This is a genomic window from Paenibacillus sp. EKM206P (assembly GCF_011066155.1).
Classification (GTDB): domain Bacteria; phylum Bacillota; class Bacilli; order Paenibacillales; family Paenibacillaceae; genus Paenibacillus; species Paenibacillus polymyxa_D.
On the sequence record NZ_JAAMNQ010000002.1, the window covers coordinates 135663 to 150230 of the forward strand.

Annotated in this window: 15 protein-coding genes; 6 read left to right on the plus strand and 9 right to left on the minus strand. The window is 44.2% G+C overall.

Annotated features, from left to right (window positions below; translation table 11 throughout):
- The first annotated feature begins 56 nt into the window (after nucleotides 1-56).
- Nucleotides 57-599, plus strand: coding sequence for a hypothetical protein (locus G9G53_RS04310; RefSeq protein WP_165145552.1), 543 nt, complete (start codon nucleotides 57-59; stop codon nucleotides 597-599).
- An 18-nt stretch (nucleotides 600-617) separates the two neighbouring features.
- Here the strand turns inward: G9G53_RS04310 and G9G53_RS04315 are convergent, their stop codons facing one another.
- Complete coding sequence (locus G9G53_RS04315) at nucleotides 618-1508, minus strand: diacylglycerol/lipid kinase family protein (protein ID WP_165145561.1); 891 nt, start codon at nucleotides 1506-1508, stop codon at nucleotides 618-620.
- Between the two features lie 139 nt (nucleotides 1509-1647).
- Here G9G53_RS04315 and G9G53_RS04320 point away from each other — a divergent pair, with 139 nt between their 5' ends.
- Complete coding sequence (locus G9G53_RS04320; protein WP_165145564.1) at nucleotides 1648-2514, plus strand: SDR family oxidoreductase; 867 nt, start codon at nucleotides 1648-1650, stop codon at nucleotides 2512-2514.
- A 262-nt stretch (nucleotides 2515-2776) separates the two neighbouring features.
- Complete coding sequence (locus tag G9G53_RS04325; protein ID WP_029518861.1) at nucleotides 2777-3118, plus strand: zinc ribbon domain-containing protein YjdM; 342 nt, start codon at nucleotides 2777-2779, stop codon at nucleotides 3116-3118.
- Nucleotides 3119-3159: 41 nt separating this feature from the next.
- Here G9G53_RS04325 and G9G53_RS04330 read toward each other — a convergent pair whose 3' ends face one another.
- The gene (locus tag G9G53_RS04330) at nucleotides 3160-3915 is read right to left on the minus strand and encodes an AIM24 family protein (protein WP_029518860.1); all 756 of its coding nucleotides are present in this window, start codon (nucleotides 3913-3915) and stop codon (nucleotides 3160-3162) included.
- A 251-nt stretch (nucleotides 3916-4166) separates the two neighbouring features.
- Between G9G53_RS04330 and G9G53_RS04335 the strand changes: the two genes are divergently transcribed.
- A complete protein-coding gene (locus G9G53_RS04335; protein WP_165145567.1) occupies nucleotides 4167-5219 on the plus strand; it encodes an LLM class flavin-dependent oxidoreductase in 1053 nt (350 codons plus the stop codon).
- Between the two features lie 107 nt (nucleotides 5220-5326).
- On the opposite strand, the gene G9G53_RS04340 is transcribed toward G9G53_RS04335, so the two are convergent.
- The 4 genes from G9G53_RS04340 to G9G53_RS04355 all read right to left on the minus strand — a co-directional run bounded on the left by G9G53_RS04340 (nucleotide 5327) and on the right by G9G53_RS04355 (nucleotide 8773).
- Nucleotides 5327-5836 (minus strand): DUF1036 domain-containing protein, encoded by a 510-nt coding sequence (locus G9G53_RS04340; RefSeq protein WP_165145570.1) that lies wholly within the window; start codon nucleotides 5834-5836, stop codon nucleotides 5327-5329.
- An 82-nt stretch (nucleotides 5837-5918) separates the two neighbouring features.
- The gene (locus G9G53_RS04345) at nucleotides 5919-7427 is read right to left on the minus strand and encodes an aminotransferase class V-fold PLP-dependent enzyme (RefSeq protein ID WP_165145573.1); all 1509 of its coding nucleotides are present in this window, start codon (nucleotides 7425-7427) and stop codon (nucleotides 5919-5921) included.
- Between the two features lie 134 nt (nucleotides 7428-7561).
- On the minus strand, nucleotides 7562-8038 hold the full coding sequence (locus tag G9G53_RS04350; protein WP_029518856.1) for a DsrE/DsrF/DrsH-like family protein: 477 nt from the start codon (nucleotides 8036-8038) through the stop codon (nucleotides 7562-7564).
- Between the two features lie 96 nt (nucleotides 8039-8134).
- Nucleotides 8135-8773 carry a histidine phosphatase family protein gene (locus G9G53_RS04355; RefSeq protein WP_069012297.1) on the minus strand — a complete coding sequence of 213 codons (639 nt, stop codon included), beginning with the start codon at nucleotides 8771-8773 and terminating at the stop codon, nucleotides 8135-8137.
- A gap of 313 nt (nucleotides 8774-9086) precedes the next feature.
- Between G9G53_RS04355 and G9G53_RS04360 the strand changes: the two genes are divergently transcribed.
- Together G9G53_RS04360 and G9G53_RS04365 are read left to right on the plus strand one after the other, a co-directional pair.
- Nucleotides 9087-10049, plus strand: coding sequence for a radical SAM protein (locus G9G53_RS04360; protein ID WP_069012296.1), 963 nt, complete (start codon nucleotides 9087-9089; stop codon nucleotides 10047-10049).
- Nucleotides 10050-10209: 160 nt separating this feature from the next.
- A complete protein-coding gene (locus G9G53_RS04365; RefSeq protein ID WP_029518853.1) occupies nucleotides 10210-11184 on the plus strand; it encodes an aldo/keto reductase family protein in 975 nt (324 codons plus the stop codon).
- 32 nt (nucleotides 11185-11216) lie between these two features.
- Here the strand turns inward: G9G53_RS04365 and G9G53_RS04370 are convergent, their stop codons facing one another.
- The 3 genes from G9G53_RS04370 to G9G53_RS04380 form a co-directional block, all read right to left on the minus strand.
- Nucleotides 11217-11600, minus strand: coding sequence for a hypothetical protein (locus tag G9G53_RS04370; protein ID WP_069012294.1), 384 nt, complete (start codon nucleotides 11598-11600; stop codon nucleotides 11217-11219).
- 201 nt (nucleotides 11601-11801) lie between these two features.
- Nucleotides 11802-13742 carry an ABC transporter permease gene (locus G9G53_RS04375; protein WP_165145576.1) on the minus strand — a complete coding sequence of 647 codons (1941 nt, stop codon included), beginning with the start codon at nucleotides 13740-13742 and terminating at the stop codon, nucleotides 11802-11804.
- On the minus strand, nucleotides 13732-14493 hold the full coding sequence (locus tag G9G53_RS04380) for an ABC transporter ATP-binding protein (protein WP_069012292.1): 762 nt from the start codon (nucleotides 14491-14493) through the stop codon (nucleotides 13732-13734). The genes G9G53_RS04375 and G9G53_RS04380 overlap by 11 nt, the downstream gene beginning before the upstream one ends.
- Nucleotides 14494-14568 lie beyond the last annotated feature (75 nt).

Below are 14568 nucleotides of genomic sequence, written 5' to 3' on the forward strand. Positions count from 1 at the left end.
GGTTCCTATGTTATTATGAAGGAATAATTCCAACTTGATAAGGGGAAATTTCGTAAATGGTAGCAGATCAATCCGTCTTTATCTTGCTTACGAATACGGGAACGTTTCTTACGAGAGTCATTAAAAGCTATACGAGAGCGCCATACAATCACGCCTCCATTTCCTTCAACCGGGAACTTTCGGAGTTATACAGCTTCGGCAGAAAGACCCCTAATAACCCTCTGGATGGTGGTTTCGTGAAAGAGGATATTAAGACAGGTACATACAGCAGATTTCCGAATACAACATGTGTTATCTACGAGCTTCAAGTAACCGACCGTGAAGTTGAAAAAATGAAGCGAGTTTTACATGTATTTATCCGAAGTCGTCAAAAATATATGTATAACTTACTGGGTTTGATTGGTATTGCACTCAAAGAACCAGTCGAGTTCAGCAATTCTTATTTTTGTTCGCAATTCGTCGCGGAAATTTTACAGCGATCCGGCATAAAAATATGGAACAAACTGCCCGCTCTTGTTACGCCAGACGATTTTCGGCAAAGTGATCGGTTCCATTTGATCTACGAGGGGAAATTGAACGAGTATGATCCTCAAGCTTGAGGATCAGCACCGCATGACCTAGACCTCTTCCGGCACAATTACCTCGATATGACGCGGTAAAATACCAAGCTCGATAGGCAAAGTTGGCCCTTCCTCACCATCTACATTCGTACTTACCGGTTCTGCGGAGCTGACACTTACATGCTTTGCAGTAAAGTAAACGATATCACTATGATCCTTCAGGTTGCCTAAAAATAAGGATATGCTGGCCGTCACGGTGTTCAATATATTGAGGTTTTTAAAAATAAAGCAGTGAAGCAGACCATCGTCAACAGTCGCATCGGGTGCCAGTTTCTCGAATCCGCCAACTGAATTGGTTAACGTAGCCAGAAAGAGTGGGGATTCGCCTTCCCAGGTCTTGTCATCATAGCGGACGGTCAGTGAGTGGGCTGGATGGCTGATAAGTTCTTTCATGCCTTCTTTGAAGTAGGCAAATGTGCCAAACATGGATTTATCGTCTGACGATACAGCTGATAGCGATTCAGCAAGCGAACCTGTGGCAACAACATTGGCAAACATTCGGCCGTTTAAGAGGCCCATATCTACGTTTTTCACGCGGGCAGAAGTCAGTGAACGGATCGCCAGCTCGGGACTTAGCGGAATTTGCAAGGCACGGGCAAAATCATTGACTGTCCCAAGGGGGATGACCCCCAGTCTTGGACGGTGGTCTTGATCCATGAAACCGTTGATGGTTTCGTGAAGTGTGCCATCTCCACCGATGGAAACGACTAGGTCACAAGCTTCCTCACACGCATTAACGCAAAAACGGGTGGCGTCCAGTTCCTTCTCTGTCTCTTTAACCGTAACAACGTATCCTTGATCACGTAGAGTTTCTTCTACGTTTCTGACATGTTGGAGGGATTCCTCTTTGCCGGAAGAGGGATTTACAATGATCATAGCTTTCTTCATATACATGTTCCTTTCTCTAGGGGAAAGTTTGGGTTACCTACTTTTACCCGCAAAGCAGACCTTTAGACTCTAGATTAGACATGTGTTATATTTTTAGTTACTATATAAAAGTAAATAAAATCTGAATGGAGGATTTCATATGAAAATCGCATTAACAGGAGCAACAGGGCAACTGGGTTCCATCGTGGTAGATACGTTGCTTACATCTGTCTCCGCAAACGATCTTATTGTTAGCGTAAGAAATCCAGAAAAAGCAGAGAACTTACGGTCTCGTGGCGTTGACGTTCGTCACGGTGATTTTGATAAACCGGAGACGCTGGATCAAGCGTTTGCTGGAGTAGATCGACTGCTGATTATATCCGCTGACGGGGATAATGATACTAGAATTCGTCAGCATAAAGCGGCTGTTGATGCTGCTGTGCGTGCTGGAGTAGGCTTCATCGCTTATACTAGCGCTGCCAATGCCGCTGACAGCACTCTATTTCTTGCGCCCGTACATCGCATTACGGAGGAGTTCATTCGCGAGTCAGGTATTCCTTATTCCTTCTTGCGTAATAATTGGTATCTGGAGAATGAGGCGGGCACGATCCGATCCGTACTCGCGGGTGCTCCTTGGCTAACCTCGGCAGGGTCCGGTAAAGTAGGTTGGGCTACCCGCGCAGATTATGCGCAAGCAGCTGCAACTGTTTTGTCTGGTGAAGGACATGAGAATACAATATACGAGCTCTCCGGTAAGCCGATTACCCAAGAAGAGTTTGCAGCGGTACTTGCTGAGGTTCTGGGCAAAAACGTTCCTGTCCAGCAGGTGGATGATGCTACGTATGCCGAGGTTATGCTCGGTGCGGGAGTCCCAGAAGGAGCAATCCCTATTGTGGTTGGTATTCAACAAGCGATTCGTGAAGGAGCCTTGGATGTCGTAAGCAGCGATTTTGAAAAGCTGTTGAAACGCTCCCTTACACCGCTTAGCCAAGGAATTAGTGAACTAATCAAGCAAATCCAAGCATAATAAACGTGCCGTAAAACGGATGCTGCCTACCTAGGCAACATCCGTTTTTAGTTATATGTTCACCTATGGACATTTTCAGCAGACAGAACGCTTACATATGAGGTGCAACAATACTCAGATTAGTTTCATCCATGAGTGGAATCGTGACGGATTATCCAATATACTTGTAGGGAACTCCAAGGAAGACTTGGAGCAAGCTTGGTCTATCCAGGGAAGCTTAGCACAGCAGTAGAATTTGAAAATGAATGGAGTACATAATACCATGTCTAATTTACCAAATTGTCCTGAATGTAATTCAGAGTACACTTATGAGGATCGCAGTCTTTTCATTTGTCCGGAATGCGCTCATGAGTGGTCTACCGAGTCAGAAGCGGTAAGCAGTGAAGACATTAAGATCGTCAAAGATGCGAATGGTAACATTCTGCAGGATGGTGACTCTGTAACTGTCATTAAAGACCTTAAAGTGAAGGGAAGCTCATCCGTCTTAAAAATCGGCACCAAAGTAAAAAACATCCGTCTGGTGGATGGCGATCACGATATTGACTGCAAAATTGATGGTTTTGGAGCAATGAAGCTAAAATCGGAGTTTGTAAAAAAGAATTAAAATGTAAGAAAGGAGAAGCCGAGGGCTTCTCCTTTTTTTGTTTATAAGGGCGCTAACCATACGGTTCCTGTTCCCCTGTACACATTTACCAGCCCTTCGCCGGAAGCAGCCGAGCCCATTTTGGTTTTTCCAGATTTTTCGACGGTGAACTGTAAGGTATTGGACCACATGAGGGCAAAGTTACCATCCACCTTCAGCACATCATTTTGCAATTCTATAACGACCGCTTCCTCGGAAGGGATTGGCGCTTGAAGTGCCAGAACTCCTTTTCCGCGGGCGCTTAAATTAAATAACCCTTCTCCACCCAGTGCGGCAGAGGAAAGATTACTACGTGCAACGACGGATATGTCCAGCGTCGTGTCACAAGCCAAAAACAAGCCGTCTTCGATGGCAATATCATCATTGTCGACATCAATAAGCCAAATATATTGGTAGGTAGGCTCCAGCATAATGGTACCCGTGCCTTTATAGTGCGGTTTAATGGCACCTGTCCCTGTTACAGCGCCGGACACCAAGTTTCGCATTAAGCCTCCCACGCCTTTTACACCGGTAGTCATTTCCATGCTACCCACAGTATATTGCATGGCTCCCGCCTTCATCATAATCTCACTATTGTTGATTTCGATCATGAGTTGCTTGCGGCGCATGTTACTTTTGCTCATATAGTAATTGTCTTGCGCAGCCGCAACCGAGGTGCAGCTCAAATCTGTTATGTATTCCAGTACCGTAAATCCGCCTAATTGGTCAGTGATAGCAACATTGCTGTTATCCTTTAAATTATTAATAACAAAAGCCATAAATGTAAGTGCCTCCTTGTTGTATTCATGGTGTGGGGATGGGAAACTTCTTTGTTCCATACAATATTCGACAAAGAGACTTCTTTTCCTGCGGCGAATCTTGACACTTCCCTTGGCTGATTTTCAGACTCAGAAAAGGAGAGCTTGAAAAAGATGCGAAAAATGTTCAATATAAAGATATCGGTTTTTAAAATGATTGGCTTCGAAAGCAGCCGAATGAGAATGAAACATGAAAATAGGGGGTAGAGCAAGTGGAGATAGGGATAAGCACGTTTGTAGAAACAACGCCGGATCCCCAAACGGGGGAGGTTATCAGTCACGCACAACGAATACGTGAAGTGGTCGAGGAGATTGTGCTTGCAGATCAGGTAGGGCTGGATGTGTACGGCGTCGGGGAGCATCATCGTAAAGATTATGCGGCATCTGCACCTGCTGTTATCCTCGCTGCTGCTGCTGCACAGACCCAACGGATTCGATTAACCAGTGCAGTTACGGTACTTTCATCGGATGATCCCGTACGTGTGTTTCAGGATTTTGCTACACTGGACGGCATTTCGAATGGACGAGCTGAGATTATGGCAGGCCGGGGCTCTTTTATCGAATCGTTCCCGTTATTTGGGTATGATTTGGATAACTACGATGAGTTATTTGATGAAAAACTGGAGCTGTTATTGAAAATCCGAGAATCCGAGAAAGTCACCTGGAAGGGCGGACATCGGCCTGCAATTCACAATTTGGGCGTGTATCCGCGTCCAGTTCAAAATCCGTTGCCCGTATGGATTGGGAGTGGGGGGAATCAGGAATCTGTGGTTCGTGCAGGATTGCTCGGTTTGCCATTGGTTCTGGCGATTATCGGGGGTAGCCCTGTACAGTTTGCCCCGTTGGTGGAACTATATAAAAAAGCCACGAGGCATGCCGGTCATGATGCATCGCTGCTTCCGGTTGCATCACACTCACATGGTTTTATCGCAGAGACTACTGAGCTGGCAGCGGATAAGTTCTTCCCTTCCACTCAGCAGAGCATGAATGTGCTTGGGCGTGAACGCGGTTGGGGCCCTTACACTCGCTCCAGCTTCGATGCCGCACGCAGCTTTGAAGGAGCGTTATATGTAGGCGATTCCGACACGGTTGCCCAAAAAATCATTCATCTGCGTAAACAGGTAGGCATTACACGTTTTTTGTTACACGTACCCGTCGGGACGATGCTGCATGATGATGTCATGAGAGCTATTGAGCTATTGGGAACAGAGGTAGCACCACGGGTTCGTGAAGAGATATCCAAGTGGGAATCCGAGAGTAAATAGGTGGATTGATCTCAGTAGACAAAGGAGAAAGGGGCAGACCATGAGCGATATGGCCGCTCCTTTCTTAACTCTAAAATAATCTATATATGAGCTGATCAGATCATTTTTTATTTTGTCCGTTTTTTATGCGTGATGCGCTTTTGCAACAGGGTTTTACCTTGTTTTAGTCTCTTAGGTTTAGCAGGGACTCTGCGCAGGATAGGTTTCTCTTGGGTTGCCTTGGAAGGCAATGTCATGCGATGTGTGGATGATGCAGGTTTTCTTTGACTGCTGCTCGTTACAAAGTTGATGGTGTAGTCCAAGACGAATGGACTAACTGCGATTCTCCGCAGTCCCACGCTTCTACAAGTGGTACAACCTGTATCCCAGCACCAATTGAAGGCATTCTCAGGAACTTGAGTGAAATATGAACCCCGCCATTCGCGTCCAAAATCATCTTCAGCGTAATAAAAGAACGTATTCCCTCCTGCGAAGCCGCTCCAAACCTGAATAGTCTGTCCAGGGTTAACACGGTACCAGCCTGCTTTAGAATAGTTAACAGGAGTACAGCTGAAGTCCGGATAGGCAAAGACCACAAAGATAGCCGCATTGGTACTGTTGCGAAAATTGAGACCCATTTGTCGTCACTTCTTTCCTCATATAGTAATCCTACAGAGTATTCTATGAGAGTTTTGAAAGAAGGGAACGGACACGAGTCTCTTAATCGCTAAAATTGAACCATTTGCTGATGTCTATTTTGTTATGTTCATTTATAGATCTCCATTCGTTTGATTCTGGTTGATAGGTATAATCTTTTTGCCAGGTCACGATGTTTTCCACGATTGCCCGTATGGAAGAGGCGATATAGGAGACTTCCTGATTCGTCATCATGGGATGGAGCGACAGACGCACCCAGCCCGGTTTTCGAGATAAGTCTCCCGCATGGATCAGGTCTGTCATTTGTTTGGATGTTTGTGGGTCAATGCCCAGCAAATAATGTCCGTAGGGGCCTGCACAAGAGCAGCCGCCCCGGACCTGAATGCCAAACCGATCATTCAATAGTTTTACGATCAGGTTATAGTGAATAGGACCGACAACAAAAGAAACGATTCCCATTCGTTCTTGGCTGCTTCCTCCTAAAATGTGTAGTCCTGGTATGGTACTCAAGCTTTTTAGTAATAATGATGTCAGTTCCTTTTTTCGCTCCAACATGCGGTTGTATCCCATTTGTTCTTTCAGCCGAATGCAGAGCGCCGTTCGAACGGCCTGTAGAAAGGCAGGGGTTCCTCCATCCTCACGGGCTTCAGTATTATCCTTATACTCGTATCCACCCCAAGGATTGGTCCAGCTAACTGTACCCCCTCCGGGCTGATCCGGAGCACAACTAAGGCATAGTCTCGAATCCATAATTAAAACGCCGCTTGTACCGGGACCCCCAAGAAATTTGTGGGGTGAAAATACAATCCCGTCCAGTTTCTCGAGAGGATCTGTGGGGTGCATGTTAATCTCGGCATAAGGTGCGCTTGCTGAAAAATCAATGAAACAAACGCCGCCATGTTCGTGCATTTTGCGAGATAGCTGGTAAATCGGTACTTCGAACCCTGTAACATTAGAGCAGGCGGTAAAGGCGCCGATTTTGATAGGGCGATGCCGGAATTGAAGCAGCAGTCGTTCGAGATGAGTTGGATCGACAATCCCGCCGGGACCCGGAGGAAGACATACAACGTCTCCAACGGTTTCTGCCCAGGAAATATGATTGGAATGATGCTCCATATGTGTAACGAAAATAACGGGGCGCTCTTTTTTGGCGATGGGGTAGAGGGGCTTTAATTTTTCATGTATTTTCAATCCTAACAGTCGCTGAAGCTTGTTCACTGCACCTGTCATACCTGACCCGGCGAACAGGATGATATCACGTTCATTGGCATGAACGTGGCTCTTAATGATTTGTTTCGCTTCTTCATAGGCTTGGGTCATCAGAGTTCCTGTCAAATTAGACTCCGTATGCGTATTCGCCACAAAAGGGCCTAATTCATGAGCTATTTTCGACTCGATGGGTCCATACAGACGGCCACTGGCTGCCCAATCCGCATAAATCAGCTTTTTTTGCCCATATGGAGATTCAAAGGTCTGGTGATATCCGATTGTACTTTCGCGATACCTTTGGAAATAAGCCTCGTTAGAAGGCTGATACCTACAATTACTGCTTCCAATTCGAGCCATGAGCATACGGCGCCTCCCAAGTCGTTCTGTCTTCTTAGGGTACGTAAGTAGGTCCGAATGGGTTAAAAAAAATAGGCGAGTGTCATCATTTAGTCACAATAAAAGCCTCATCCAACAGCCGGATAAGGCGCAAGTCTATCCTATATAAACAACTGCATATCGGATTCGAGCGCATCTTTTAGATACGTTTTGGCCTCGATAATTTCCAGTTCAGGTATAAATTCTTCCGGTTTAAAACCCATAATATCCACCGATAGCTTACAGGCATAAAATTTGACGTTTTTCTTCCGGGCACCTTTTAGGAAGTGGATCAGCTTTGGGGCTTCATTGTCTTCCAACATTTCCGTTAGCATCAGTTTGCCCAGACCACTAAAATTCATATGGGACAGCGGTAAGGATTCAGGCCCTTTGGGCGTCATCAAGTCCATGAGTTTCTCGTAAATCGTCTTATCCTCAAGCGTCATCTTCTCGGGATCACGAACCAGTGATAATCCCCAGAACGCAAAAAACATCGTCACATCCACATCCAATTCCCGCGCTGTATTTGCCAGAATCAGTCCAGCCATTGCCTTATCATAATCGCCGCTGAACATAAGCAGATTCATCCTTTTATCCACAATTCCCGCCTCCATTACCAACAGATATATTCAGTATGGATTTGGAAATGAAAACTATGCATGGTTCACTGTGTTGTCTGAAGCCGCAAATTTTTCTCACGGCACACTCGACAACTCAGCAAAAGATATCCTGTCTACAATATCAAAACCGTTTCCCTGTCCTCTTGGCTTCACAACTACAGTACCCAAGTTCGGAATCTCGCCCAAACCAATGCCTTGAGGGAAACTGTGAGCAATGATAACTTTGTTGGTCCCAGAAGGTGGAACTTTCTCTAACACAGAAGTCAGTTCGGCTAATGTACTTTCCTTCTCTGCTGCGGTTACATCACCACTTAGATTGTAAATTCTAACCCAGAAGGGATCTACATGAACATTTTCTGCTCCAAAAGCTAATTCTGCCGTTTCCCTTGTTCGACAAAAGGGACTTGCTATAACTGGGGTTTGAATGGGGATTTGTAAGCTCTTTATCCTTTCCCCAAAAAGTAAGGCTTGTCTTTTACCTTCCTCGGAAAGATTCCTTTGGAGTGAGCAATCGCCGAAGACGAGATTAGGTTGATCTTCTCCTAGCGTTGCTTCACCGTGCCTAACGAACAGAATGTATCCACCCTGACGAAGAGAACTTAGTAACTCTGGTTTAACTAGTCTAGCTTCCGCTGTATTTATAGCTGCTCCCACGATTTGTATCGGAGTCATAAGAAGTAAAGAAAGCATGCATGCATAAACTAACCTTTTCATCTTCGCATCTCTCCCCCTAAGAATACAATTTTGAGATATAGTATATGTATTGAGGGAAGAAAAAAACGGGGAATAGTATAAGTTACTGTTTCATAAGCTAGGCGGTTGTAACCCTCTAACATTGAGTTTTTTACTATTTAACAATATGCTGCCAATCCTTTTCTGCGCTTTTTCTGCAGTTCCCTACCCAAAACATGACGCTACTTATGCAACGGTTCGCCGTTACCAATGTCATATCTACAAACCGTCCCATTCTGTATAATCTCAAGGGGAATTCAAGACACAAGCCTGAGATCGGGAGGATCATGAGAAAGTGAGTATAGAGAACAAATATAAAGCACTTGAACTGGAAAAGCCGGGCATCTACGAGCTGGAGGGACTGGAAGTCGGGGTCACCTCTAATTGCAACTTCAAGTGTGATTACTGCTGCGCATATCAGCGGAACGATGGGCAATGCATTAGCAGCAAAGAGGTCATTGATATTATTGATGACATTCCAACGTTAAAACGTGTGCGACTGTCCGGGGGAGAAGTGACCCTGAAGTATGAGGATTGTCTGGACATTGTGGCTCACTGTTCGAGCAAAGGAATCGCTACCCAGCTCAACACCAATGCCAGCTTGCTCAGCCCTGAACGAATTGAGAAACTGCGTGATGCAGGTCTTTCCAACATTCATATCTCCTTCAACTTCACGGATGCTGATAAATATGCAGCCTATTATCATGTTCATCCTCGCATGTATGAGAAAATTGTTCAAAATATCCGGTTATGTACCGAGGCCAAGCTGGAAACGGTGTTGGAGACGTTGCTGTTTGCGGAGACACAAAACAACATGCCAGCTATTAGCGAAATGGTATATGATCTCGGTGTGCGCATCCATGAAATCCAAAACAGCATTGTGATGGATCATACCAACTGGAACGCTATTTCCACCAAGGAAGCGCTCGTCCGTTCCGTTCATGACCTGATTGCACATAAAAAAGATGATACTGTATTGTATTTTACCTGCATGGATCGTTTTGCAGAAGCGCTGGGCTTTCAGGAGCAGCCGGGTGTGTATTTTTCCAATTGTGTTGATGGTAAAAAACAGCTCCATCTGCATGGGAACGGGGACATTCTGATCTGTGAGCTATGCCATCCTGTGGTCATCGGCAATATTTATGATGGAACATCCTTAAAGGATATTTACAAAAATAAACCGAAGCAGCTTCAGGAGTTTCTCGACAAACTGCCTTGTCCTGCATATGATGCGCTTTTTCCTGTAGGAAGCAAGTAGACATGATTTGAAATTGTGAAACTAAAGCATCTACCACCCTAACAGTCAGGGTGGTAGATATCCTTCATGTAACTCCATGAATCCTTTATCAATGATTTTATGAAAGGGTTTACATGTTAAAATATAAAAATATAATTCTCTTATGAAAGAAGGAGTAGATATGAAATATAGAAATGTAGGCAACAGTGGTCTTAAAATTAGTGAAATCGGCTTGGGGAGCTGGTTGACGTACGGTACAGCCGCCGAGCAGGAAGCAGCTCATACCTGTATTGCCAAAGCCTTTGAACTCGGGATTAATTTCTTTGATACCGCGAACGCGTATAACCGGGGAGAAGGCGAAAAGGCTATGGGAGCTGCCTTGAAGTCTTATCGAAGAGATAGCTATGTATTATCTACTAAGGTGTACTTCCCTATGGATTCCGGTCCCAATGACAGGGGACTGTCACGCAAGCACATTATGGAGCAATGTGAAGCGAGTCTGAAGCGTCTGGGTACGGATTATATCGACATGTACTTTTGTCATCGTTATGATCCGGACACTCCTTTGGAAGAGACGCTGCGAGCGCTCGATGACCTTCAGGCTCAGGGTAAGATTCTGTACGCTGCTGTCAGCGAATGGAGTGCTGCCCAGCTCATGGATGCTTATGGGATTGGAAAAAGGCTGAATCTGCGCCCGCTGATTGCCAATCAGCCGATCTATAATATGTTCGAACGTTACATCGAGCATGAGGTACTTCCGGTATCCGGGCAGGTAGGCATCGGCCAAATTGTATTTTCGCCTCTGGCCCAAGGGGTCCTCACGGGGAAATACAAGCCTGGACAACCTTTACCGACGGGTAGCCGCGGGGCTGATGCCTCTGTCAATAATGTCATCAGCAGTTACATGAACGATACCGTTCTGAACTGTGTCCAGGAGCTGGATAAGCTGGCGAAGAATTTGGGTGTTACCCTGTCACAGCTCGCGCTTGCTTGGATTCTGAGAGAACCGGGTATCAGCGCTGCACTTATTGGGGCTACTAAACCGGCACAAATTGAGGAAAATGTAAAAGCAGTCGAAGTGACGCTGCAACCGGAGACATGCGCGGAAATTGAGCGGATTCTTAAGCAAGCAGAGGGTTTTGAACCTTTGCGTTAAGCATTCACACGAGCCTCTGTAGAGGCGAACCATTAACTAGCTCCAAGTATGGCATAAATTCCTGAACCCACACTAAATACAATCCCGCTCACTAGAACGAGGATTTGCTTCTTACTGAGATCCAGCGGATCAAAAAAGATGGGTAATAGCCATTTTAGGGTGATGACAGACCATAAGCCCTCCAGTAACCCTAGCATCAACACCTTTTGTCCCCAGTGAAACTTCATTTGCGGTGTTAGCGGACCTGCTAGCATCAAATCACCTGAGGCACGGATATTCCAGAAAACGATAACCATGAATACAACAAGGGTTAACAATGTGGACATAATATAGGCGATATCTTTTTTAGCCTTTTTCGTAAGTTTCGGCGATTTTTTAAACTCAGGCAAGCCAATCAGGAAAAAAACGATTCCCATAAAAATAGCTGCGCCTATAAAGGAACCGAGTATGATATTGGCCACGATGCCGATGCCATTGATGATTAATAATAAAATAAGCTCTCCCCCTTTGGGGTTACGATGATAGTTATTTTATTGTACATGTAGGAACGAAAATGCTCAAATATTTGGAAAAGCCCCCGGCACTTATGCTGAGGGCTTTTTTTGACTTTTTGCCGGTTATAATGCTGATTTAATGACCTTTTTATAATACAGAATGGATAGCACTCCAAAAATGGAATATAAGGCGGTGTACAGCACCATAACGATGATCATAGGCATCCAAATTTCGGTTCCAAATAAGAACCAGCCGGATTGGACGGCGAAATAGCTATGTGATAGGCCAATCACTAATGGAATGCCGAAGTTAAAGAGCTGTTTTATTTTAATGCCTCGAAGCAGATCACTTTGGGTGAACCCTAACTTTCTTAACACCGTATAATTGGCTTTTTCATCTTCGCTCTCATCCATTTGCTTAAAGTAAAGGATACAGCCTGATGTAATGAGAAAGGTGAGTCCCAAAAAGCCAACTACAAACATGATCACTCCCATGTTCCGCTTCTGATTGCTGCTCATTTCAAGGCGGGATGTTTGTTGATCATTAAAATTCGCAGCTGCAAAGAGACGATTGGCTTCTTCAATCTGTTCTGCATTTATCATATCAATTCCAATATATAAGGATGATTTCTTTTGAATCTCAGGATTTACATCTTTCTTTAACCGCTCAAAGATGGTTTCGTCTACAATGACAGTGGGTACTCCCCCGGCTGCAAAATAGTAGGGAATGACATAATCCTTTTTTAGACCCACATATTGTTGAGGTATGACTTCTGTTTTCCCCTTCAAATCCAAGGGGCCAAAGTCTTTCAAGGACATGAATTTCTGTAACATATCATTATAGCCCGTTAAAACCGCTTGGCCTGGAGTTACATCCGTACCCTCCACAGATTGGTCGCTTACGACAGGCAGTGTCATGGAATCCGTACCATCATTTAATTGTTCCATAGGAGTCTCCATAATTTGCGCTGTCTTCACACTGACTTGAATCACTTCAATTTTCTTTTCACGATACTTTATATCATGCTCATGAAGTAACGCTTTGAATTTCTCCGCATCCGGTACATTCGTCATGGCAAAATGGGAAGGTACATTGTCCTCAGCTGCTTGATCCGCAGAATAATAGGCGATATAGCTTAAGGAAAGTAAACCGATGGCAAGTGCTGATACTGTCGTAATAATGGTCAACAACAAAGCATTGGACTTCATGCGGAACATAATGGATGAGAGAGATAGCACCTCATTAATGTTCAAATAGCCGCCTTTACTCTTTCTGATGATATTGGAAATAAAGCGGATAGATCCTTTATAAAAAAGGAGTGTTCCGATGATGACAGTGCCCAAAATAAACACCATAGCCATAAACAATTCATTTATGGATGTAAAGTCTCCACCAAATAATTTGGAGGAAACATAGTAACCTAAAGCGATGAGAGAGATGCCAATGATCCCGATGATCATCTCAAAGATCGATATTTTCTTGATTTTCCCTTCGGTGGTTGAGGTCACTCTGAACAAGGACAAAATACTTTGTCTTTTGATAAAAGAATAATTCATGAGCATGATCAGCAGGTAGATGACAACAAAAACGATGAGTGTTTGAGTCAGTGCTTGGTTAGAGAAATATAGAGTGGCAATGGCTTCGACGCCCGTCGTCTTAAATAAAATCATAATCACTAATTTGGAAAAGGAGAATCCAACCCCAATCCCAATGAAGAGGGAACTAAAGTATAAAATTAGGTTTTCAGCACTCAGGATGCGAAAAATTTTACTTTTAGTCATTCCGATCAATTGAAATAGGCCAATTTCTTTGCTTCGTCTTTTTATAAAAATATTATTGGCATACATAAGAAAAATGCAGACAATAGCGACCAGTAAAATGGAAGCTGCCCGTATGGAAGCTGCACCTTTAACAGACCCCTTCACTTCGTCCATGGAGGGATCGTACTGTAGTGTGACAAAAGCGAAATAGAGTGCAACACTGAAAATGAGGGCAAAAACATAAAGGTAATAATTTTTCAGGTTTTTTTTCAAATTTTTTAGAATGAGCAGGTTAATGTTCATATTGGACCCCGCCTAAGACCCCTTGGGTTTTCATGATATCCTGGAAGAAGCTTTGTCTTTCCTGCTCGCCTTTGTGAAGCTGCGTATACATTTGCCCATCCTTAATAAAAATAACCCGACTGCAATGGCTGGCAGCGACAGGATCATGCGTGACCATAATAATGGTTGCTTTGCGTTTTTGGTTCAACTGGCCCAGCTTGTTTAATAAATCGGAAGCCGACTTGGAATCCAGTGCACCCGTAGGTTCATCGGCAAAAATAATACTGGGCTCATGAATAAACGCTCTGGCCGCTGATGTACGCTGTTTCTGTCCACCCGAAATTTCATTGGGATACTTATCTTTCAACTCATAAATCCCCAATTCTGTAGCCACTTCCTGAAATCTTCGGTTGGCTTCTTTCTTAGGCGTTTTGGTGATGGATAACGGTAAGAGGATGTTCTCCTTCACCGTTAGCGTATCCAGCAGATTATACTCCTGAAAAATAAAGCCTAAATGCTCTTTTCGAAATTCAGCCAGTTGCTTTTCTTTCATTTTCGTCATTTCGATATCATTGATTCTAATGGAACCTTGGCTCACTTTATCAATAGAGGAAAGAACATTCAGCAATGTGGTTTTACCTGAACCGGAGGCTCCCATAATACTGACAAATTCCCCTTCTTCAATAAGGATATCTATTCCCTTCAAAACCTCCTGCATATTGAACTTATTACCGTAGCTTTTACGGATTTTATGAGCTTCTAAAATGTTCACTTCGATGCACTCCTTATTGTTCTTGTAGCCTTATTATAAAAATAGAGCCGATGTTTTTCCTTTGATTGGGCGAAC

Bases quoted from the DNA above. Each gene is read 5' to 3' on its own strand.
- G9G53_RS04330 (WP_029518860.1), bottom strand. From the start codon at position 3,915: ATGGCTTTTGTTATTAATAATTTAAAGGATAACAGCAATGTTGCTATC.
- G9G53_RS04310 (WP_165145552.1), top strand. From the start codon at position 57: ATGGTAGCAGATCAATCCGTCTTTATCTTGCTTACGAATACGGGAACG.
- G9G53_RS04370 (WP_069012294.1), bottom strand. From the start codon at position 11,600: ATGGGAATCGTTTTTTTCCTGATTGGCTTGCCTGAGTTTAAAAAATCG.
- G9G53_RS04320 (WP_165145564.1), top strand. From the start codon at position 1,648: ATGAAAATCGCATTAACAGGAGCAACAGGGCAACTGGGTTCCATCGTG.
- G9G53_RS04345 (WP_165145573.1), bottom strand. From the start codon at position 7,427: ATGCTCATGGCTCGAATTGGAAGCAGTAATTGTAGGTATCAGCCTTCT.
- G9G53_RS04375 (WP_165145576.1), bottom strand. From the start codon at position 13,742: ATGAACATTAACCTGCTCATTCTAAAAAATTTGAAAAAAAACCTGAAA.
- G9G53_RS04315 (WP_165145561.1), bottom strand. From the start codon at position 1,508: ATGAAGAAAGCTATGATCATTGTAAATCCCTCTTCCGGCAAAGAGGAA.
- G9G53_RS04365 (WP_029518853.1), top strand. From the start codon at position 10,210: ATGAAATATAGAAATGTAGGCAACAGTGGTCTTAAAATTAGTGAAATC.
- G9G53_RS04325 (WP_029518861.1), top strand. From the start codon at position 2,777: ATGTCTAATTTACCAAATTGTCCTGAATGTAATTCAGAGTACACTTAT.
- G9G53_RS04340 (WP_165145570.1), bottom strand. From the start codon at position 5,836: ATGGGTCTCAATTTTCGCAACAGTACCAATGCGGCTATCTTTGTGGTC.
- G9G53_RS04355 (WP_069012297.1), bottom strand. From the start codon at position 8,773: ATGAAAAGGTTAGTTTATGCATGCATGCTTTCTTTACTTCTTATGACT.